Source organism: Streptomyces sp. WM6372 (assembly GCF_001279655.1).
GTDB lineage: Bacteria > Actinomycetota > Actinomycetes > Streptomycetales > Streptomycetaceae > Streptomyces.
This window is the reverse complement of sequence record NZ_LGDB01000093.1, coordinates 40,232-58,728: the sequence shown is the minus strand read 5'-3', so window position 1 is coordinate 58,728 and position 18,497 is coordinate 40,232. Positions and strand designations below refer to the sequence as shown.

The 18,497-nt window shown below is 72.7% G+C and carries 18 protein-coding genes, 1 tRNA gene and 1 riboswitch; of the genes, 14 read left to right on the top strand and 5 right to left on the bottom strand.

Annotated elements, in window-relative coordinates; genetic code table 11:
• The first annotated feature begins 65 nt into the window (after positions 1 to 65).
• Genes shc through ADK52_RS08875 form a run of 4 tightly spaced genes read left to right on the top strand, consistent with a single transcriptional unit; the run spans position 66 to position 5,174 of the window.
• Positions 66 to 2,036, top strand: coding sequence for a squalene--hopene cyclase (gene shc / locus ADK52_RS08890; protein WP_053689217.1), 1,971 nt, complete (start codon positions 66 to 68; stop codon positions 2,034 to 2,036).
• Positions 2,036 to 2,761, top strand: a complete 726-nt coding sequence (locus tag ADK52_RS08885) for a 1-hydroxy-2-methyl-2-butenyl 4-diphosphate reductase (RefSeq protein WP_078988159.1) — start codon at positions 2,036 to 2,038, stop codon at positions 2,759 to 2,761. Before shc ends, ADK52_RS08885 begins: the two co-directional genes overlap by 1 nt.
• A gap of 5 nt (positions 2,762 to 2,766) precedes the next feature.
• Positions 2,767 to 3,795 (top strand): adenosyl-hopene transferase HpnH, encoded by a 1,029-nt coding sequence (gene hpnH, locus ADK52_RS08880; RefSeq protein ID WP_053689216.1) that lies wholly within the window; start codon positions 2,767 to 2,769, stop codon positions 3,793 to 3,795.
• Positions 3,792 to 5,174 (top strand): aspartate aminotransferase family protein, encoded by a 1,383-nt coding sequence (locus ADK52_RS08875; RefSeq protein ID WP_053689215.1) that lies wholly within the window; start codon positions 3,792 to 3,794, stop codon positions 5,172 to 5,174. Before hpnH ends, ADK52_RS08875 begins: the two co-directional genes overlap by 4 nt.
• 27 nt (positions 5,175 to 5,201) lie before the next feature.
• On the opposite strand, the gene ADK52_RS08870 is transcribed toward ADK52_RS08875, so the two are convergent.
• The gene (locus ADK52_RS08870) at positions 5,202 to 6,020 is read right to left on the bottom strand and encodes a tyrosine-protein phosphatase (protein WP_053689214.1); all 819 of its coding nucleotides are present in this window, start codon (positions 6,018 to 6,020) and stop codon (positions 5,202 to 5,204) included.
• 278 nt (positions 6,021 to 6,298) lie between these two features.
• A riboswitch (cyclic di-AMP (ydaO/yuaA leader) is annotated at positions 6,299 to 6,507 on the top strand.
• Between the two features lie 4 nt (positions 6,508 to 6,511).
• On the opposite strand from ADK52_RS08870, the gene ADK52_RS08865 reads away from it, so the two are divergent.
• The 9 genes from ADK52_RS08865 (at position 6,512) to ADK52_RS08825 (ending at position 14,517) form a co-directional block, all read left to right on the top strand.
• Positions 6,512 to 7,528: a M23 family metallopeptidase gene (locus ADK52_RS08865; protein ID WP_053689213.1), complete on the top strand. Its 1,017-nt coding sequence runs from the start codon at positions 6,512 to 6,514 to the stop codon at positions 7,526 to 7,528.
• A gap of 166 nt (positions 7,529 to 7,694) precedes the next feature.
• Positions 7,695 to 8,477 (top strand): SGNH/GDSL hydrolase family protein, encoded by a 783-nt coding sequence (locus ADK52_RS08860; protein WP_053689212.1) that lies wholly within the window; start codon positions 7,695 to 7,697, stop codon positions 8,475 to 8,477.
• 173 nt (positions 8,478 to 8,650) lie between these two features.
• Positions 8,651 to 9,850 carry an MBL fold metallo-hydrolase gene (locus ADK52_RS08855; RefSeq protein WP_053689211.1) on the top strand — a complete coding sequence of 400 codons (1,200 nt, stop codon included), beginning with the start codon at positions 8,651 to 8,653 and terminating at the stop codon, positions 9,848 to 9,850.
• 240 nt (positions 9,851 to 10,090) lie between these two features.
• Entirely contained in the window at positions 10,091 to 12,037 is a 1,947-nt protein-coding gene (locus tag ADK52_RS08850; protein WP_053689210.1) for a sensor histidine kinase, read from the top strand.
• A gap of 35 nt (positions 12,038 to 12,072) precedes the next feature.
• Positions 12,073 to 12,501, top strand: coding sequence for a roadblock/LC7 domain-containing protein (locus tag ADK52_RS08845; protein ID WP_053689264.1), 429 nt, complete (start codon positions 12,073 to 12,075; stop codon positions 12,499 to 12,501).
• 23 nt (positions 12,502 to 12,524) lie between these two features.
• Positions 12,525 to 12,914: a DUF742 domain-containing protein gene (locus ADK52_RS08840; RefSeq protein WP_053689263.1), complete on the top strand. Its 390-nt coding sequence runs from the start codon at positions 12,525 to 12,527 to the stop codon at positions 12,912 to 12,914.
• Complete coding sequence (locus ADK52_RS08835; RefSeq protein ID WP_053689209.1) at positions 12,892 to 13,524, top strand: GTP-binding protein; 633 nt, start codon at positions 12,892 to 12,894, stop codon at positions 13,522 to 13,524. The genes ADK52_RS08840 and ADK52_RS08835 overlap by 23 nt, the downstream gene beginning before the upstream one ends.
• Positions 13,521 to 14,072, top strand: coding sequence for a GAF domain-containing protein (locus ADK52_RS08830; RefSeq protein WP_053689208.1), 552 nt, complete (start codon positions 13,521 to 13,523; stop codon positions 14,070 to 14,072). The genes ADK52_RS08835 and ADK52_RS08830 overlap by 4 nt, the downstream gene beginning before the upstream one ends.
• A 91-nt stretch (positions 14,073 to 14,163) precedes the next feature.
• The gene (locus tag ADK52_RS08825) at positions 14,164 to 14,517 is read left to right on the top strand and encodes an MmcQ/YjbR family DNA-binding protein (RefSeq protein ID WP_053689207.1); all 354 of its coding nucleotides are present in this window, start codon (positions 14,164 to 14,166) and stop codon (positions 14,515 to 14,517) included.
• Here ADK52_RS08825 and ADK52_RS08820 read toward each other — a convergent pair.
• Both ADK52_RS08820 and ADK52_RS08815 read right to left on the bottom strand, forming a co-directional pair.
• On the bottom strand, positions 14,514 to 15,422 hold the full coding sequence (locus ADK52_RS08820) for a transketolase family protein (RefSeq protein ID WP_053689206.1): 909 nt from the start codon (positions 15,420 to 15,422) through the stop codon (positions 14,514 to 14,516). The two genes, ADK52_RS08825 and ADK52_RS08820, sit on opposite strands and share 4 nt — an antisense overlap.
• Before the next feature lie 11 nt (positions 15,423 to 15,433).
• Complete coding sequence (locus tag ADK52_RS08815; protein ID WP_053689205.1) at positions 15,434 to 16,135, bottom strand: transketolase; 702 nt, start codon at positions 16,133 to 16,135, stop codon at positions 15,434 to 15,436.
• Positions 16,136 to 16,271: 136 nt separating this feature from the next.
• On the opposite strand from ADK52_RS08815, the gene ADK52_RS08810 reads away from it, so the two are divergent.
• Positions 16,272 to 16,348: transfer RNA gene (locus tag ADK52_RS08810), tRNA-Pro, on the top strand.
• Here the strand turns inward: ADK52_RS08810 and ADK52_RS08805 are convergent.
• Complete coding sequence (locus ADK52_RS08805; protein WP_267887241.1) at positions 16,311 to 16,796, bottom strand: tyrosine-type recombinase/integrase; 486 nt, start codon at positions 16,794 to 16,796, stop codon at positions 16,311 to 16,313. The genes ADK52_RS08810 and ADK52_RS08805 overlap by 38 nt on opposite strands.
• A gap of 121 nt (positions 16,797 to 16,917) precedes the next feature.
• Positions 16,918 to 18,372, bottom strand: a complete 1,455-nt coding sequence (locus tag ADK52_RS08800; protein WP_053689204.1) for an RNB domain-containing ribonuclease — start codon at positions 18,370 to 18,372, stop codon at positions 16,918 to 16,920.
• Positions 18,373 to 18,497: the final 125 nt, after the last annotated feature.

The following is an 18,497-nucleotide window of genomic DNA, read 5'->3' as shown; positions in this document are numbered from 1 at the left end:
CAGCAGCGCCCGGCCGACGGCATACCCCAGCACAGCAGAGGACCACTGCCACGTAAGGGGAAGCCATGACAGCGACGACCGACGGCGCCGGTACCCCCGGCGCCGACCCGGCTGAGACCGAGCCCGCTCCCGGGCCCCCCGCACTGCGGGGGGCCCGGGAGGCCGCCGCGCGGGCGACCCGGCACCTGCTGGCCCGCCAGGACGCGGCCGGCTGGTGGAAGGGCGACCTGGAGACCAACGTCACCATGGACGCCGAGGACCTGCTGCTCCGGCAGTTCCTCGGGATCCGGGACGAGGCCACCACGCAGGCCGCTGCCCTCTTCATCCGGGGCGAACAGGGTGCGGACGGCACCTGGGCCACCTTCCACGGCGGGCCGCCCGAACTCTCCGCCACCATCGAGGCGTACGTGGCCCTGCGGCTCGCCGGCGACGCGCCCGACGCCCCGCACATGGCCCGCGCCTCGGCCTGGATCCGGGCCCACGGCGGGATCGCCGCCGCCCGCGTCTTCACCCGGATCTGGCTGGCCCTCTTCGGCTGGTGGAGCTGGGACCAACTGCCCGAACTCCCGCCCGAGCTGGTCTTCCTGCCGCCGTGGGTGCCGCTGAACATCTACGACTTCGGCTGCTGGGCCCGCCAGACCATCGTCCCGCTGACCGTGGTCTCCGCGAAGCGGCCCGTCCGCCCGGCGCCGTTCGCCCTCGACGAGCTGCACACCGACGCGCGGCGCCCGTACCCCGCTGCCAACCGTCCGGCCCCGCTGGCCAGTTGGGAAGGCGCCTTCCAGCGGATGGACAAGGTCCTGCACGCCTACCGCAGGTTCGCCCCGCGCCGGCTGCGCAAGGCCGCCATGGACTCCGCCGCCCGCTGGATCATCGAGCGACAGGAGAACGACGGCTGCTGGGGCGGGATCCAGCCACCCGCCGTGTACTCCGTCATCGCCCTGCACCTCCTCGGGTACGACCTCGGCCACCCGGTGATGCGGGCCGGGCTGGAGTCCCTGGACCGGTTCGCGGTGTGGCGCGAAGACGGCGCCCGGATGATCGAGGCCTGCCAGTCCCCGGTCTGGGACACCTGCCTCGCCGCCATCGCCCTGGCCGACGCGGGCCTGGCGCCCGACCACCCGGCCCTGGTGAAGGCCGCCGACTGGATGCTCGGCGAGGAGATCGTCCGCACCGGCGACTGGGCCGTGCGCCGCCCCGGACTCGCCCCGGGCGGCTGGGCGTTCGAGTTCCACAACGACACCTACCCCGACATCGACGACACCGCCGAGGTGGTGCTCGCCCTGCGCCGGATCAAGCACCCCGAGCCGGCCCGGGTCGAGGCGGCCATCGCCCGCGGGGTGTCCTGGAACCTCGGGATGCAGTCGAGGAACGGCGCCTGGGGCGCCTTCGACGCCGACAACACCAGCCCCTTCCCGAACCGGCTGCCGTTCTGCGACTTCGGTGAGGTCATCGACCCGCCGTCGGCCGACGTCACCGCCCACGTGGTGGAGATGCTCGCCGTCGAGGGCAGGGCGGCCGACCCGCGGACCCGGCGCGGCATCGCCTGGCTGCTCACCGAACAGGAGCCCACCGGCGCCTGGTTCGGCCGCTGGGGCACCAACTACGTGTACGGGACCGGATCGGTGGTGCCGGCCCTGACGGCCGCGGGCCTGGCCCCGGCGCACCCCGCGATCCGGCGGGCCGTGCGCTGGCTGGAATCCGTACAGAACGAGGACGGCGGGTGGGGCGAGGACCAGCGCTCGTACAAGGACCCGGAGTGGGCCGGAAAGGGGGCCTCGACCCCCTCGCAGACGGCGTGGGCGCTGATGGCCCTGCTCTCGGCGGGGGAGCGGGACGGCAAGGCGGTCGAGCGCGGCATCGCATACCTGGTGGAGTCCCAGCGCGGCGACGGCTCCTGGGACGAGCCGTACTTCACCGGCACCGGCTTCCCGTGGGACTTCTCCATCAACTACCACCTGTACCGGCAGGTGTTCCCGCTCACCGCGCTCGGCCGCTATCTGTACGGGGAACCCTTCGCGCCCGGGGCGTCCTGATGGCCGCGGCCGACCGGGCCGGGGGCCCCGGACCGTACGAGCCGCCGGCGCCGGCCGAGCCGCCCGTACAGGCCGAGCAGCCCGCACCGCTGCTGGTCGCCTGCGCGCTGCGCATCGAGCAGGCCGCCCTGCGCAGCGGCGGCGGCCGCGGCGCCGCCCGCCCCGACCCGGGGTACGCCGTGCTGCGCACGGGCATGGGCCCGCGCGCCGCCGAGCGGGCCGTCGCCCGGGCGCTCGCCGAGCCCGGGCTGCGCCGGGCCCCCGTCCTCGCCACCGGGTTCTGCGCCGGGCTGGTCCCCGGCATGAGACCCGGCGACCTGGTCGTCGCCGGGGAGACCCGGGATCCGCGGGGCACCGTCGCCTGCGCCGGTACCGCCCTGCTCGCCGAGGCACTGGCCCGGGCCGCTCCGGGCCGGACCGTGCACACCGGCACACTGACCGGATCCGACCACGTCGTCCGCGGCCAGGAGCGCGCCGAGCTGCGCGCCACCGGCGCCATCGCGGTCGACATGGAGTCCGCGGCCACCCTGTGGACGGCCATGGGGGCCGCCACAGATGGCTGGAACCGTCCGGTTGCGGCCGTCCGGGTGATCGTGGACGCTCCGGAGCATGAGCTCGTCCGCATCGGCACGTTCCGCGGTGGAATATCGGCCTTCCGCGTATTGCGTGCCGTACTGCCCGCGTTTTATGACTGGCACCGTTCTTTGCTGCTCCCCAGGAGGTGAGCCAGATGGCCATGCCGCTGCGACAGTCCATCAGGGTCGGGACGTATCTTCTCGAACAGAAGCTCCGCAAGCGTGAGAAGTTCCCGCTGATCGTCGAGCTGGAACCGCTCTACGCCTGCAATCTGGCGTGCGAGGGGTGCGGAAAGATCCAGCACCCGGCGGGCGTGCTCAAGCAGCGCATGCCGGTGGCGCAGGCGGTCGGAGCCGTCCTGGAGTCCGGCGCGCCGATGGTGTCCATCGCGGGCGGCGAGCCCCTGATGCACCCGCAGATCGACGAGATCGTCCGACAGCTGGTGGCGAAGCGGAAGTACGTGTTCCTGTGCACCAACGCGATGCTGCTGCGCAAGAAGATCGAGAAGTTCACCCCGTCCCCGTACTTCGCCTTCGCGGTGCACATCGACGGACTGCGCGAACGCCACGACGAGTCGGTGGCCAAGGAAGGCGTCTTCGACGAGGCGGTCGCCGCCATCAAGGAGGCGAAGAGGCGCGGGTTCCGGGTCACCACCAACTCCACCTTCTTCAACACCGACACCCCGCAGACGATCATCGAGGTGCTCAACTACCTCAATGACGACCTCAAGGTCGACGAAATGATGATCTCGCCCGCCTACGCCTACGAAAAGGCCCCCGACCAGGAGCACTTCCTGGGTGTCGAACAGACCCGGGATCTCTTCAAGAAGGCCTTCGCGGGCGGAAACCGGCGCCGCTGGCGGCTCAACCACTCCCCGCTGTTCCTCGACTTCCTTGAGGGCAAGGTGGATTTCCCCTGCACCGCCTGGGCCATTCCGAATTACTCCCTCTTCGGCTGGCAGCGCCCCTGCTACCTGATGAGCGACGGGTACGTGCCCACGTACCGGGAACTGATCGAGGAGACCGACTGGAGCAAGTACGGCCGCGGGAAGGACCCGCGCTGTGCGAACTGCATGGCGCACTGCGGCTACGAGCCCACCGCCGTCCTCGCCACCATGGGCTCCCTCAAGGAATCCCTGCGCGCCGCCCGCGAGACGGTCTCGGGGAACCGGGAGAAGAAGTGACCGGCTTCGACCTCCGCGCCCTGCTGGACGAGCGGGGCGGGGAACGGTACGAGCTCCACGCGCGCCACCTCAACCACCAGCTGCCCCGGATGCTGCACACGATCGGCTTCGACAAGGTCTACGTACGGGCCGAGGGTGCGCACTTCTGGGACGCGGAGGGCAACGACTACCTGGACATGCTGGCCGGGTTCGGGGTGATGGGCCTGGGCCGGCACCACCCGGTGGTCCGCCGGGCCCTGCACGACGTCCTGGACGCGCAGCTCGCCGATCTGACCCGTTTCGACTGCCAGCCGCTGCCCGGGCTGCTGGCGGAGAAGCTGCTCTCGTACAGCCCGCACCTGGACCGGGTCTTCTTCGGCAACAGCGGCACCGAGGCGGTGGAGACGGCCCTGAAGTTCGCCCGGTACGCCACGGGGCGGACGAGGGTCCTCTACTGCGACCACGCCTTCCACGGCCTGACCACGGGCTCGCTGTCGGTCAACGGGGAGGGCGGGTTCCGGGACGGGTTCGCCCCGCTGCTGCCCGATACGAAGATCGCCCTCGGGGACCTGGCCGCCCTGGAGCGGGAGCTGAAGCGGGGCGACGTCGCCGCCTTCGTCGTGGAGCCGATCCAGGGCAAGGGCGTGCTCGCGGCCCCGCCCGGATTCCTGCGTGCGGCGCAGGAGCTGCTGCACCGGCACAAGGCCCTGCTGATCGCGGACGAGGTGCAGACGGGGCTCGGCCGGACCGGCGATTTCTACGCGTACCAGCACGAGCCGGGCGTGGAACCGGACCTGGTGTGCGTGGCCAAGGCCCTGTCGGGCGGCTACGTGCCGGTGGGCGCGACCCTGGGCAAGGACTGGATCTTCAAGAAGGTCTACTCGTCCATGGACCGGGTGCTCGTGCACTCCGCCAGCTTCGGCTCCAACGCGCAGGCGATGGCGGCCGGGCTCGCGGTGCTCTCCGTCATGGAGGACGAGTCGGTGGTCGCGAACGCGCGCGCGACGGGCGACCTGCTGCGCGGGCGGCTCGCCGCGCTCGTGGACGAGTACGAGCTGCTCCACGAGGTGCGCGGGCGCGGCCTGATGATCGGCATCGAGTTCGGGCGGCCGTCCTCGCTCGGGCTGCGCAGCCGGTGGACCATGCTCCAGGCGGCCCGCAAGGGGCTCTTCGCGCAGATGGTCGTGGTGCCGCTGCTGCAGAAGCACCGCATCCTGACGCAGGTCTCGGGCGACCACCTGGAGGTCATCAAGCTCATCCCGCCGCTGATCGTGGACGAGGGGGACGTCGACCGGTTCGTCGGGGCCTTCCGCGAGGTCATGGACGAGGCGCACGGCGGGGGCGCCCTGATGTGGGACTTCGGCAGGACACTGGTGAAGCAGGCCGTCGGCGGCGGCTGACGGCCTGCTCCTCTTCGCGGGGCCGGCTCAGTCGAGCAGCCGGTCCCGCAGCCGGTCGATGGTCTCGGGCGCGAGCCCGAGGCCCTCGGCGAGGTACCGGTCGAGCCCGCCCCAGTGCTCGTCGATGGCGTCGAAGGCGGCCGTCAGGTACTCGGTGCGGGCGTCGAAGAGCGGCGCGAGCAGTTCCATCACCTCGGGGGAGCGGGCCTCGGGCGCATCGCTGCCGCGGCGCACGCGGTAGCGGCGGTGCGGGGCGTTGGACTCCAGGTAGTCCGCCACGATCGCCTCGCGCTCGACGCCCAGCGCGAGCAGGGTGACGGCGATCGACAGGCCGGCCCGGTCCTTGCCGGCCGCGCAGTGCATGAGCGCCGGAACACTGTCCTCGGCGAGGGCGTGCAGGACCCGGCTGTGCTCGGGGGTGCGGTTCTCGATCATCGTGCGGTACGAGTTGGCCATCCGGGCGGCGGCCTTTCCGTCACCGAGGAGCCCGCGGAGCTGTTCGACGTCGCCGTCGCGGACCATCTTCCAGAACTCCTTGCCGTCGGCCGGATCCGACAGCGGGATGTTGACGTTCCGTACGCCGGGGAGCTCGACGTCGGCCCCCTCCAGGGCGTGGTCGGCGTTGTTGCGGAAGTCGAAGACGGTGTGCAGGCCGAGCGATGCGAGGAATTCTGCATCGGTTTCGGTGGCATGTGCCAGATGTCCGCTACGGAACAGTATTCCCGGCTTGACCCTCCGCCCGTCGGTGGTCGGGAGGCCGCCCACGTCACGGAAGTTGCGCACCTCCGCGAGCTCGGGTTCCGGTACGGGCTCCGTTCGCGGGGGCCGGGGTATCTGCTGGGTCACGGGAACTCCTCCGCATCGTCGCGTTCTGTCCGAATTACACTACTTGGGACCAACTTGCCATCACCGGAGGCGAGATCGGGCGCGGCCCCGTGAGCCAGATCATACGGTGACCGTGAGTGCCTGATCGTCAATGCCGAATGGCCCGGCCGGCGCGGTTGTTGGCGCCGGGGAATGGACGCAGGGTGACCGGAATTCCGGCGGATTCCCGATTCTGTGAATCCGTCAGGAAATTCGTGGCTTGTTCGGTGCGGCTCAACTCGATTACCTTCGCGATCGATCCGGATGGACCGCCGAATCCTGCCGCCGTCCGGAAACCGCACCCGACTATTCACGCGCGCGGCAGGAGCGGGGGAACCAGGTAGGCCGCTGTTCCCGATCATTCGCATCGGAGCAGCTCGGGGTGAAGCCGTTCATGTTCTGTTCATGCGCGGCCGGACATCTCCAGTCCGAACCCGACAGCTCACCTCGCAGGCGACGGAGAGGAATTCGCCATGCCTGCACAGGGTAAGCACCGACGTCCCAAGTCCCGTTCCGTGGCGCGCGGCTTCGCCGTCGCGGGCACCGGCGGTGCGGCCCTCGCGCTGCCGCTGCTGGGTGCCGCCGGCGCCCACGCGGCCGGCGCCCCGGCCGCCGCCCCCGCGGCGGCTCCCGTGCAGGCCCCGCAGCTTCCGGCGGCGCTCCGGGCCGCGCCCGCCGCTGCCGAGCAGGGCTCGCCGGCCACTTCGGCCGTCTACACGGTCGTGCCGGGGGACTACCTCTCCAAGATCGCCCAGGACCGCCACCTGTCGGGCGGCTGGCAGCGGCTGTACGCCGACAACCGCGAGGCCGTCGGCACCGACCCCTCGCTGATCCACCCCGGGCTGAAGCTGACCCTCGGCGCGAAGGGCGAGGCGGCTCCGGCTCCCGCTCCGGCTCCGGCTCCGGCGGAGAAGGCGGCCCCGGCCCCCGCGAAGAAGTCCTCGGACCCGGGTGCGGACTCGGCGTCGAACCCGGCTTCGGACGCCAAGGGCTCCGCGGACGCCGCGCCGGCCCCCGCCGCCGCGCCCGCGCCGGCCAAGAAGAACACCGCCGCCACGTCGGCCGCCGGTACGGTCAGCGCCGCCGGCTTCGTCGCCCCCGTCGGCGGTGGCGGGATCTCGACCCAGTACAAGACCCCCGGCGCCATGTGGTCCAGCGGCTACCACACCGGTGTCGACTTCGTCGCGAGCTCCGGCACCACCGTCCGCGCCGTCGGCGCGGGCACCGTGGTCTCCGCCGGCTGGGGCGGCGCGTACGGCAACGAGGTCGTCATCCGGCACGCGGACGGCAAGTACTCCCAGTACGGCCACCTCTCCCAGCTCTCCGTCTCGGTCGGCCAGAGCGTCAGCGGCGGCCAGACCATCGGCCTCTCCGGCTCCACCGGCAACTCGACCGGCCCGCACCTGCACTTCGAGATCCGCACCGGGCCGTCCTACGGCTCGGACATCGACCCGCTGGCCTACCTCCGCTCGAAGGGCGTGAGCATCTGACGGCTCCCGCCGTCGGAGAGGCAGCCGGACACGTGAGGCCGGGACCCGAGGGGGGTCCCGGCCTCACGCGCTGTTATTCCGTACCGACCAGGTGGTATAGATCACGGTCCGTCAACCCCTGCCTACGGTGGCGTAGCTCACGCGTCGGGGTGAAGGATGTGTTCTCGTGGCAGCGACGACGACACTCAAGACCATCGGCTCGTACGCGGCGATCGGGGACAGCTTCACCGAGGGTGTGGGGGACCCGGGACCCGGGGAGACCTTTCTCGGCTGGGCGGACCGGCTGGCCGTACTCCTGGCCGATCAGCACGAGGAAAACGAATTCCGGTACGCGAACCTGGCCGTGCGGGGGCGCCTCCTCGACCAGATCGTGGCCGAACAGGTCCCCAGGGCCAAGGAGCTCGCACCTGACCTGGTGAGCTTCTGCGCGGGCGGCAACGACATCATCCGGCCCGGCAGCGACCCGGACGACGCGGCGGAGCGGTTCGAGGCGGCGGTCGCCGACCTCTCCGGGGCCGTCGGCCAGGTCATGATCACCACGGGCTTCGACACCCGCGGCGTTCCCGTCCTCAAGCACCTGCGGGGCAAGATCGCGACGTACAACGCGCACGTGCGCGCCATCGCCGACCGCTACGACTGCCCGGTGCTCGACCTCTGGTCCCTGAAGTCCGTACAGGACCGGCGGGCTTGGGACGACGACCGGCTGCACCTGTCGCCCGAGGGGCACACCCGGGTCGCGCTGCGCGCCGCCCAGGTGCTGGGGCTGGAGGTGCCGGCCGACCCCGACCAGCCGTGGCCGCCGCAGCAGCCGCGCGGCTCGGTGGACGTGACCCGGGACAACATCCAGTGGGCGCGGGAGTACCTGGTGCCCTGGATCGGGCGGCGGCTGCGCGGGGAGTCCTCCGGGGACCACGTGGAGGCGAAGCGTCCGGACCTGCTGCCGCTGTAGGCAGGGACTGAGGGGGAACGGAGGGACGGAGGGCAACGGAGGGGACGGGAGGAGCGGGTGCGAGGACGGAGGCGCGCGGCGGAATCCTTCGGGGCCGGTGCGCGTTGGCAACGTGGTAGACCGGTATTCCATACGGCCTCACGACCATCCGCCCCACCCTCCCAGGAGGCGCTTTGACCGGCTCCCGTCCCCTGCGTCCTCGGCTGCGCGCCCTGCGGCCCGAAGCCTTCGGCGCGGATCCGTCCGGCGCCCGCCTGGAGCGGATCCGGCGCTCGCCGAACTTCGCCGACGGCGTCTTCCAGAACCCGGTCGGGGCCCGGACCAGGCCCTCCGGCTCCATGATGGAGTTCGCCAAGATCTACTTCCACAAGGAGCAGCGGACCCGGCGCAACCCGGGCGCGCCGATCCCCGTGTACCCGACGACCCTCGCCGAACTGGCGAAACCGCCGGTGAGCGGGTTGCGCCTGACCTGGATGGGGCACTCGGGCGTGCTCGCGGAGATCGACGGGCGGCGGGTGCTGTTCGACCCGGTGTGGGGCGAGCGGTGCTCCCCGTTCCCGTTCGCCGGGCCCAAGCGGCTGCACCCCGTCCCCGTACCACTGGCCTCGCTGGGGCCGGTCGACGCCGTGGTGATCTCACACGACCACTACGACCACCTCGACCTGCCGACCATCAAGGAGCTGGCCGGGACGGACACGGTCTTCGCCGTGCCGCTCGGCGTCGGCGCCCACCTGGAGCGCTGGGGCGTATCGCCGGACCGGCTGCGCGAGCTCGACTGGAACGAGGCCACCGACATCGCGGGGCTCTCGATGACGGCGACCCCGGCGCGGCACTTCTGCGGGCGCGGCCTGCGCAACCAGCAGAACACCCTGTGGGCCTCGTGGGTGGTCGCGGGCGACGAGCACCGGATCTTCCACAGCGGTGACACGGGGTACTTCCCCGGGTTCGCTGAGATCGGCGCCGCGCACGGCCCCTTCGACGCCACGATGATCCAGATCGGTGCGTACTCGGAGTACTGGCCCGACATCCACATGACCCCCGAGGAGGGCATGCAGGCCCACCTCGACCTCCAGGGCGGGATCCCGCACGGCACGATGCTGCCGATCCACTGGGGCACCTTCAACCTGGCGCTGCACCCGTGGGACGAGCCGGGCGAGGGCACCATGGCCGCCGCCGAGGCCACCGGGGCGGCGATCGCGCTGCCGATCCCGGGCCAGCCGTTCGAGCCGGGCGACGCGGGAGCTCCGAGCGAGCCGTGGTGGCGCCCGTTCGTGGCCGCGGCCCCGCCCGTCCCGGCGACGCCGTCCCACCCGGTCGCGACCAGCCGGCCCCCGGCCGCGGCGCACGAGGAACCGGAGGCCGTCGGCTCGTAGGGGAGCGTGTCCGGGGCCGGGGGTCGTGCGTTCCGTACGGTCGTTGCGAACGTGCGCCCCCGGCGGATTCGGGCTGTCGTACGAGCGCTCCGCCGGGAGCGGGAAGCACCCCGGTGAAGTTCCCCAACTGGCTGTCAGCAGCGGGATCGTGCGGTCTAGCGTGGGTATCCGGTGATCAACACCGTGATCCACACCGGGCCCCGGAACCCTGGGGGCCCGGGCCCCACGTAGAGGACGCCGATGTCCGGACTCCGCGCCGCCCGCCACGCCCCGTCGAGACACGCCGCCACCGGTCCCGGCCGGCAGATAAGGCCCCAGCTGCTGCGCGCCGCCCTGCTGCCCACGCTCGCGGCCGCCCTCAGCGGAGCCGCCGCGGTGATCTTCACGCTCCAGCTCGGCGGGGGCGCGGGGGAGCGGGACGCCCGGCTCTGGCCGGTCCTCGCGGGCTGCGCGCTGCTCGTCGTCGGCGCGCTGGCCGCCGCCCTGCTCGGAGCCCAGCGCTCCGCCAAGGCCGTCCGGGACCGCTGCGAGGCCCTGCGCCGCTCCAGTGTGCGCGGACGCCAGGAGCTGCGGACCGCCGCCGAGCGGCTGGAACGGGGCGAGCCCCCGGCCCGCCCCGTCCGCGGCGGACCGACGGCGCCGCCGCCCGGCACGGACCCGGCCCGCGTCGACGAGTTCTGGCTGCTCTCCCAGGAGCTGCGCGGCGCCCGCGAACACGCGCACACGACCCTCGTACGGCTGGCCGGCCCGGCCGCGCCGTCCGACAGCGACCGCAAGGTCGAGGTCTTCGTCAACCTCGCGCGCCGGCTCCAGTCCCTCGTGCACCGGGAGATCTCGCTGCTCGACGAGCTGGAGGACACGGTCGAGGACCCCGACCTCCTCAAGGAGCTCTTCCACGTCGACCACCTGGCCACCCGGATCCGCCGCCACGCCGAGAACCTGGCCGTGCTCGGCGGCGCCGCGTCCCGGCGCCAGTGGACCCGGCCCATCGACCTGAGCGAGGTGCTGCGCTCCTCCGTCGCGGAGGTCGAGCAGTACACGCGGGTCAAGGTGGTGCCCCCGGCGGGCGGCACCGTACGCGGCCACGCCGTCGCCGACGTCGTGCACCTGCTGGCCGAACTGGTGGAGAACGCCACGGTGTTCTCCGCCCCCGACACCGACGTGGTGCTGCGCGCCGAGCGGGTCACCGCGGGCATCGCCGTCGAGGTGGAGGACCGTGGGCTGGGCCTGCCGGCGGCGGAGCAGCACCGGATGAACGCCCTGCTCGTCGACCCCGACCAGATCAGCGTCCGGCACCTGCTGGCGGACGGGCGGATCGGCCTGTTCGTGGTGTCCGCGCTGGCGCGGCGGCACGGCATCGCCGTCGAGCTCAAGTCCAACATCTACGGCGGCGTGCTCGCGGTGCTGGTACTGCCGCAGGAGCTGCTGGGGGCGGAGGCGCCGAGCGCCGCCGATGCGCTCGGGGGCTCCCGGGCCACGTCGTGGGGGACCGGGGACGGGGGCGCCGGCCTGCCTCCGCTGGAGCCCGTACGGGTGGCGGTACCGCGGCCCCAGCCGAAGCGGCAACCTCAGCCGAAGCCTCAGCCGCAGCCGGAACCGCAGCCTCGGTGGGAGCCGGAGCCGGCGGCACCGACCTGGGCGGCACCGCCCGCGCCGCGCCCGCAGACGGGTACGCGGCCGCGGGCGGCGGCGCGGCAGGAGGCGGATCGCCGGGAGCCGAGGGAGGCGCCGGCCGTCGAGACGACCCTGGAGCTGGGCCTCGACCTGGGGCTGGACGTGACCCCGCCGGGCGGGGCGCCGGGCGCGGTACCGGGCGGGGGACCGGCCGCGTGGTGGGCAGCGGAACCGGCCGTACGGCCGGCCGTGAGGCCCGTCGTACGGGAGCAGGCGCTTCCGGCGCCCGTGCCCGCGCACGCCCCCGTGCCCGCGCACGCCCCCGTGCCCGCGCACGCCCCCGCGCCGGTGGCCCCGCCGGCCATGGCGGTGGTCTCTGTACCGGCCGCCCGGACGGATCCGGACCGGCCGCCCCTGCCCCGCCGCCGGGCCCAGGACCACCTCGCCGCGCAGCTGCGGGACGCCCCCGCCCCGCGGCCGGCCGACGCACCCGAACAACCCGTCCACGACCCGGGCCTGATGGCCGCCTTCCAACGGGGCTTCGGCCTCGCCCAGTCGGAGAACCAGCCATGACCCCGACCTCTCACCTCGGCAAGGAGCGCACCACCATGGGCGGCGAAGCGGCGACGAAGACCAGCCGGCTCTCGGACCTCGACTGGCTGCTCAGCGGCCTGGTCCAGCGGGTCCCCTCCACACGCAGCGCGGTCCTCCTCACCGCCGACGGCCTCGTCACGTGCGTCCACGGCCTCGACAACGACAGCGCCGACCACCTGGCGGCCCTGGCCTCCGGGCTCTACTCGCTCGGGCGGAGCGCCGGATCCCGGTTCGGGGACGGCGCCGGGGTCCGGCAGGTGGTGGTCGAGCTCGACACCGCCCTCGTGTTCGTGTCGGCCGCCGGGGCGGGCACCTGCCTCGCGGTCCTGGCCGACCGGGAGGCCGACGCCGGCGTGCTCGGTTACGAGATGGCGATGCTGGTCAAGAGCGTCCGACCGTACCTGGCGGCCCCGCCGCGGCGGCCCGTCGGCGACCCGGAGTGACGTGCGCCCGCGCCGCGTACGGCATGGGGACTCCCCGGGACACGCCCTGGCTCGACGATTCGGCGGGCCGGGTGATGCGCCCGTACACCGCCAGCGGCGGGCGGACCCGCCCGGCCGCCGCACTCGACCTGCTGTCCCTGGTGACCGCGACGGGGGTGCGGCCGCGCGGCCCGCTCGGCGCGGAGCACACGCTGGCGCTGCGGCTGTGCGCGGGCTCCGCGGCCGTCACCGTCGCCGAGGTGGCCGGACAGCTGCGGCTGCCGGCGGTGGTGGTGAAGGTGCTGCTGTCCGACCTGATGGAATGCGGGGCCGTCACGGCGCAGGCGCCGCGGTTCCCGGGCGGCGGATACGTCGCCGCCGACGACCAGAACCTGCTCCGGGCGGTGCTCGATGGCCTACGCCGACGACTGTGACACCCGCCTCGCCCCCGCCCTGCCCGCGACGCTGAAGATCCTGGTCGCGGGCGGGTTCGGGGCGGGCAAGACGACTTTCGTGGGCGCGGTGAGCGAGATCGAGCCGCTGTGCACGGAGGAACTGCTCAGCGGGCTGAGCGAGGAACCCGACCCGCTCGACGGGGTGGACGCGAAGACGTCGACGACCGTCGCGCTCGACTTCGGCCGGCTCACCCTGGACGAGCGGCACGTCCTCTACCTCTTCGGGACGCCGGGGCAGCAGCGCTTCTGGTTCCTGTGGGAGGAGTTGTGCGCGGGCGCGCTCGGTGCGGTGGTGATCGCGGACACGCGCCGGCTCGCCGACTGCTTCCCGGCCGTGGACTTCTTCGAGCGGCGCGGCATCGGATTCATCGTCGCCGTCAACGAGTTCGACGAGGGCCACCGCTACACCGCCGAAGAGGTGCGCGAGGCGGTGGGGCTCGGACCGGAGGTGCCCGTCGTACGGTGCGACGCGCGGCTGACCAGCTCGGGGACGGGGACGCTGGCCGCCCTGGTCCACCACTTGCTCTTCACCGCGGCGACGGACAAGTCAGCGAAGTCATGGGATCGGGATGGGGGGAAACCGCGATGACGTACTACGAGTCGACCGGACACCTGCTGCTCACGCCGGTGGACCGGGAGGCGCCCGCGCGCGCCGTCCGGCTGCGCGAACTGGGCCTGGGGGAGCGGGCGGACACGGAGCTCGACGCCTTCGCCCGGCAGATCGCCGAGGTACTGGCGGCCCCGTACGCGGGGGTCAACTTCGTCGGTGAGGAGCGGCAGTTCTTCGCCGGGCTGCACCACGCGCCGGACTCGCCGGCGAGCGGGTACCCGGCGCGGGTGCTGCCGCGGGACCACGGGTACTGCCCGCACGTGGTGGTGCGGCGCCGGGCGCTGGTGCTGGAGGACGTACGGGACTTCGCGCGCTTCGCGGGCAACGCGGTGGTGGACGAGAGCGGGATCCGGTCGTACGTGGGCGCGCCGCTGATCGACCGGACGGGGGCCGTCCTGGGCACGGTCTGCGCGGTCGACGTGGAACCCCGCCGCTGGGGCCTGAAGGGCCTCGCCAAGGCCAAATCCCTGGCGGCCGACCTCCTGGAGATCATCCACGCCCGCGAAGACACCCTCCGCACCGGCTGAGCCCCCGTCCGGGGGCGGTTGTCAGTGCCGGCCGCTACGGTCGACGGCAGCGGGTCGCAGATCGGCAGGAGGACCGGAGAGGAGTCGCGCGATGGCCGTGACCGCCGAAGACGTGCGTACGACGGCGCTGTCGCTCCCGGACAGCAGCGAGAAGCTCGCGTGGGGCATGCCCACGTTCCGGGTGGGCGGGAAGATATTCGCCGCCCTCGGCGAGGACGACTCCTCGATCGGGGTGAAGTGCCCGAAGGAGGACCGCGCGGAGCTGATCGCCGCCGAGCCGGAGAAGTTCTTCGTCCGGGAGGGTCATGACGACGACTACGCCTGGCTCCGGGTCCGGCTGGCGGCGCTGGACGGCGCCGCCGAGCTGCGCGCGATCCTGATCGACTCCTGGCTCCAGGCAGCCCCCCGACGCCTCGCCGCGGCCCACCCGGAACTGGCCCGCTAGCGCGGCTGGACGAAGGCACCGATCCGCTCGCGGAGGGAGTGCGGGTCGAGGCCGTGCGCGGCGGTGTGCTCCTCGATCGTGCCGTAGCGGCGGAGCTCGGCGCGGCCGACGCCGAGGCCGAGGATCCGGTGCGGGACCTCCGTCAGGGCCTGGGCGGTGGCGCTCGTGGAGGTACCGGCCAGGTACGGCTCGACGAGGACGACGTCGGCCGTGCCCCGGCCGACGGCCTCGCGCAGCGCCGCGTCGTCGAAGGGCCGCACGGTGGTGGCGTACAGCACGGTCACGTCCAGCCCCTCCGTCGCGGCGAGCACGTTGTCCAGCAGCGGGCCGACGGCGACGACGACTGCGGCGCCGGGGCCGCCTTCCCGTACGGTCAGGAAGCCCGCGCCGTCCACCGGGCGCGGGGCGGCGTTCGACTGCTGCGAGAGGCGTACGTAGACCTTGTCGTCCCCGGCGGCGTAGGCGTGCCGCAGCAGCGCCTCGGCCTCGTCCGGATGCCCCGGCACGTGGACCGTCCAGCCGTCCAGGGTGTCCATCAGGGTCACGTCACCCGGCGCCATGTGCGTGAGCCCGCCGGCCGGCCAGTCGTAGCTGGCGCTCGCGCTGACCAGGACCCCGCCCGTGCCCTGGTGCCCGAAGTCCAGCTTGACCTGCTCGAACGGCCGCTCCACCAGGAAGCTGGCGAAGGTGTGCATGATCGGCCTCAGCCCGGTCAGCGCCAGCCCGCCGCCGACCCCGATCAGCAGCTGCTCCCGGATCCCGACGTTGATCACCCGCTCCGGATGGCGCTGCCGGTCGGGCCGGAACCCGTCCATGGTGATCTCGGCGAGCACGAGCGCCAGCCGCGGATCCTCGTCGAGCGCGCGCGAAGTGACGGAGACGAAGCGCTCCCTCATGTTGTCCACGACGAACCCCTCTACTGCTTCTTCTCGACACGGGCGATGACGGCGTGGGGCCGGCCCGGATGCGGTGTGGTGAAGGCGGCGTGCAGCGCCGCGTGGTCCCGGCCGTCGACGGTCACGGCCGACCAGCCGGCGGCCTCGAAGCGGGAGGCGATCCCGCCGCGCCAGCCGTGGGTCGCGGAGTCGTTGTCGATCACCACGGTGTGCAGCCGCTCCAGCCCGGCGGCGCCGGCGTAGGCGATGGCCTCGTGGTTGCTGCCCTCGTCGAGCTCGGCGTCCCCGATCAGCACCCACACCGCCGGCGCGTCCAGCCCCTGCGCCCGCAGCCCGAGCGCGCTGCCGACGGCGAGCGGCAGCCCGTGCCCGAGCGAGCCGCTGCCGATCTCCACTCCGGGGATCAGGGTGCGGTCCGGGTGGTGCCCGAGGGGCGAGTCGTACGAACCGAAGCCGCGCAACCAGTCCACCGGGAAGAACCCCTTGGCGGCGAGTACGGCGTAGTACGCCATCGGCCCGTGCCCCTTGGAGAGCAGGAACCGGTCCCGCCCGGCCTCTTCGGCTGCCCCGGGCTCCACGCGCAGCACCCGGTCGTAGAGCACCCACAGCACGTCGAGCGTGGAGTGAGCGGCGGGCGCGTGCTTCTCGGCCCCGGTCATGAGCGCGATGAGCCGGCCCAGATCCTCGTAGCGGAACCCCGTGTCCGCGATTGCCTGTGTCATGCACTGATCGTGCAACCTCAAGTCCACTTGAGGTCAAGCGCGCCCCGCCCCGCGGAAGGTGCGCGCGACCACCCCGCGAAGTGCGGTATTGTTCTCCTGCGCGTTGGGCCAGGGGAAACCCCAGGTCAGCGGGTATCGGGACGTGGCGCAGCTTGGTAGCGCACTTGACTGGGGGTCAAGGGGTCGCAGGTTCAAATCCTGTCGTCCCGACCATGCGGAAACGCAGGTCGGAGGCCGTTCTCTCAACCATGGGAGGGCGGCCTTTCGTGCGTCCGGGACCGTGGTGGTCGCCGTGTGGTCGCCACCACGCCGGCCGGTCCGTCCGGCGGCCGGTCTCCTCGGGTCCGGTGAGCGTGCGGTCGATGGTGTCGACGGCTTCGCGTGCGGCCTGCTGGGCGAGGTGGCTGTAGAGGTTCGCGGTGGTCGAGAGGGTGGAGCGCCGCAGCGTCTTGGAGACGACGGTGAGGGGGACGCCGGCGGTGATGGTGATCGTGGCGGCCAGGTGTCGCAGGTCGTGGACCGTGACCCCGGGGACACCGGCTTCGGCGGAGAGACGGCGAAGCCGGTCCAGCACCTGATGGGGTCCGAGCGGTCGGCCGTCGGGTCGACAGCACACGAGTCCGGCGAACGGATCGTCAGGATCGCCGCGCGTTCGAGGCATTGACGGCGCGCGGTGCCGGGGGGCTGTGGCGACGCGGGGCGAGACGGCGACCCGGCCGCGGCTCGACCGGGTCTTCGGTGAGGCCTCTCGGCGAATTCCGCGGTGCGCAGGCGAGGGGGCGCTACACCGCTCGGAAGAGGACCTTCTGCTTGCCGACGAAGAACGGGTCGGCGCGCTTGAGCTCGGCGCGGACGCTCGCGCCCAGCTTGAGGGGCGTGCCGGAGGTGATCTTGCCCATTACGGCGGGCTCCGCCAGGTGCGCCGTGCCGTCCTTCGGATTGCCGACTTCCTTTTCGGTGTTGATGATCGTGACGTCGAAGACCTCGCCCACGCGGTTCTTCAACATCGCGGCCTCCGCCAGGTCCACCGAATCACGGTCGGCGACCTTGCCCTTCCCCCGCTCCATGTCGCAGGGCAGGCAGTACAGGGCCTCCAGCACCCAGTCCGGAGGGGCCGCGCCGGCGCACGCGGCCACGCACAGTTCACCGGCGTACCGGTCGACCAGGCGCCGGAGCGGAGCCGTGCAGTGCGCGTAAGGGGCCGCGATGGCCGCGTGGATCTTGTCGTCCGGGATCTGGTGGTCGCGGAAGACGGTGTACTTGGCCCTGAGCAGCATCGCCGTGGCTTCGCTGAGGAAGGCCATGTGCTTCTGGTTGTTCGGATCGAGCTTGCGTACCAGCTGGGCGTACGAGACGTCGGCCTGCCAATCGATGCCCAGTGACGTGGCGGTGTCGTGCACGCGCTGGACCACGTTCTGATCGGACGTCTCCTTCTGCGTCCGCAGGATCCCGGTACCGCTGTCCAGCATGATCCGGGCCGCCGCCATCCCGGTCATGAGGGAGATCTGCTCGTTCCAGCCCTCCACGGGCAGCGTGGCCACGTAGCTCAGCCGGAACGTTCCGTCCTCGCCGAGGGTGACCTCCTGGTCCGGCAGGTTCACCGAGATCCCGCCGCGGTCGGCCTCGACGGCCTCCCGCAGCCTGCCGATCTCGCGCAGCAGCGCGAGGGGCTCCTCGGCCGTTCCCGCGTCGATGGCCTGCTGGACGTCCTGGTAGTGGCGCTTCGCCAGGCTGCGGACCTTTGCCCGGCCCACGGACGAGGCGGTGAGCTCGCCGTAGGCGTCGAGGTCGTGCTGCCACAGCAGAGCCGGCACGACCTGGTCGGGCAGCAGGCTCGCCGGTCCCTCGGAGATGAGCGGCGGGTACAGGGGGACCTTGAGGTCGGGGAAGTACAGCGTCTCGATCCGGTCGTGCGCCTCGTCGTCCAGCGGCCTGCCGGCCTCGACGAAGGCGGCCACGTCGGCGATGGCGTAGTACACGCGGTAACCGCCGCCGGCCCGCCGCTCCAGGTGCATGGCCTGGTCGAGGTCCCTGGACTTCGGCGGGTCGATCGTGAACAGCGGCAGGTCAGTGCGGTCCTCGGCGGGCGGCTGCGGTTTGGCCACGGCCTCGTCAGCCGCCGCGAGCACGCGCTTGGGGAACATCGTGGGGACCTTCAGTTCCGTCCGGAGTTCCTGCAGCGCGGAGAGCAGGGCGGCCTGCGCCTCGTCGGACATGTGCATCTGGCGGCGTCGCATGCCCCGAGCGTAGGTCTGGGGCCACGGGCGGGCACGGTGAGCGTGTCCGGTCGGGGGAGGCCCGGCACCCACGAGTGACGAGCAGGTCCAGCCGGACGGCGCCCAGCAGGCGGATTCCGCGGGCG

Excerpts from the sequence above, each read along its gene's own strand:
- shc (WP_053689217.1), top strand. The coding sequence starts at position 66 with ATGACAGCGACGACCGACGGCGCCGGTACCCCCGGCGCCGACCCGGCT.
- ADK52_RS08885 (WP_078988159.1), top strand. The coding sequence starts at position 2,036 with ATGGCCGCGGCCGACCGGGCCGGGGGCCCCGGACCGTACGAGCCGCCG.
- hpnH (WP_053689216.1), top strand. The coding sequence starts at position 2,767 with ATGGCCATGCCGCTGCGACAGTCCATCAGGGTCGGGACGTATCTTCTC.
- ADK52_RS08865 (WP_053689213.1), top strand. The coding sequence starts at position 6,512 with ATGCCTGCACAGGGTAAGCACCGACGTCCCAAGTCCCGTTCCGTGGCG.
- ADK52_RS08850 (WP_053689210.1), top strand. The coding sequence starts at position 10,091 with ATGTCCGGACTCCGCGCCGCCCGCCACGCCCCGTCGAGACACGCCGCC.
- ADK52_RS08845 (WP_053689264.1), top strand. The coding sequence starts at position 12,073 with ATGGGCGGCGAAGCGGCGACGAAGACCAGCCGGCTCTCGGACCTCGAC.
- ADK52_RS08840 (WP_053689263.1), top strand. The coding sequence starts at position 12,525 with ATGGGGACTCCCCGGGACACGCCCTGGCTCGACGATTCGGCGGGCCGG.
- ADK52_RS08835 (WP_053689209.1), top strand. The coding sequence starts at position 12,892 with ATGGCCTACGCCGACGACTGTGACACCCGCCTCGCCCCCGCCCTGCCC.
- ADK52_RS08830 (WP_053689208.1), top strand. The coding sequence starts at position 13,521 with ATGACGTACTACGAGTCGACCGGACACCTGCTGCTCACGCCGGTGGAC.
- ADK52_RS08825 (WP_053689207.1), top strand. The coding sequence starts at position 14,164 with ATGGCCGTGACCGCCGAAGACGTGCGTACGACGGCGCTGTCGCTCCCG.
- ADK52_RS08815 (WP_053689205.1), bottom strand. The coding sequence starts at position 16,135 with ATGACACAGGCAATCGCGGACACGGGGTTCCGCTACGAGGATCTGGGC.
- ADK52_RS08805 (WP_267887241.1), bottom strand. The coding sequence starts at position 16,796 with ATGCCTCGAACGCGCGGCGATCCTGACGATCCGTTCGCCGGACTCGTG.
- ADK52_RS08800 (WP_053689204.1), bottom strand. The coding sequence starts at position 18,372 with ATGCGACGCCGCCAGATGCACATGTCCGACGAGGCGCAGGCCGCCCTG.